The sequence below is a fragment of the Flavobacterium sp. genome (genome assembly GCF_017744675.1).
Classification (GTDB): domain Bacteria; phylum Bacteroidota; class Bacteroidia; order Flavobacteriales; family Flavobacteriaceae; genus Flavobacterium.
Genome location: NZ_JAGIAV010000001.1, coordinates 521,003 through 521,660 on the forward strand (window position 1 = coordinate 521,003; position 658 = coordinate 521,660).

The 658-nt window shown below is 34.2% G+C and carries 1 protein-coding gene; it reads left to right on the plus strand.

Annotated features, from left to right (window positions below; genetic code table 11):
• Window positions 1-188 precede the first annotated feature (188 nt).
• The gene (locus tag J7574_RS02220; RefSeq protein WP_290963591.1) at window positions 189-566 is read left to right on the plus strand and encodes a GxxExxY protein; all 378 of its coding nucleotides are present in this window, start codon (window positions 189-191) and stop codon (window positions 564-566) included.
• Window positions 567-658 lie beyond the last annotated feature (92 nt).

Consider the following 658-nt stretch of genomic DNA (forward strand, 5'->3'; position numbering starts at 1 on the left):
TTTTGTAACGCAGAGGGCGCAGAGGTTTTCGCAGAGTGCGCTGAGTTTTTTGAGAGAATGCTTTGCATGAGGTCGCAGAGCTCGTACTTTTATCTTTTCTTCTTATCTTTTAAAACTTTGCAAAAAACTCTTTGACCTTTGTGATAAATTTGTTATTTTTATACGAAATTCTGCGTTAAAATTATGAAATGAGCGAAAATGAAATTTCAACGATTGTAATTGGGCTTGCAATTCAAATCCACAAAAAACTTGGGCCAGGTTTGCTGGAAAACGTTTATAAAGAATGTTTGTTTTATAAAATCAAACAGAGAGGTTTTCACGTGGAAAAAGAAAAAACAATGCCTTTAATCTTCGAAAAAATAACATTAGATTGCGGGTATAGAATTGATCTACTAGTCGAAAACAAATTCGTCATTGAAGTTAAAGCCGTTGAAGCATTAACAGTTAATCACTTAGCACAAACCTTAACCTATTTGAAACTAGGAAACTACAAACTCGGTTTATTAATAAACTTTAACGAAGAATTATTAAAAAATGGTATTAGAAGAGTTGCCAACAATCTATAAAATAAAGGCAACAGCTCAGCGACCTTCAAAAAAAACTCAAAAAACTCAGCGCACTCTGCGAAAAAAGCTCTGCGATCTCCGCGTAACATCGG

What these genes read in the sequence shown, in the direction of transcription:
- J7574_RS02220 (WP_290963591.1), top strand. Translation starts at nt 189, where the DNA reads ATGAGCGAAAATGAAATTTCAACGATTGTAATTGGGCTTGCAATTCAA.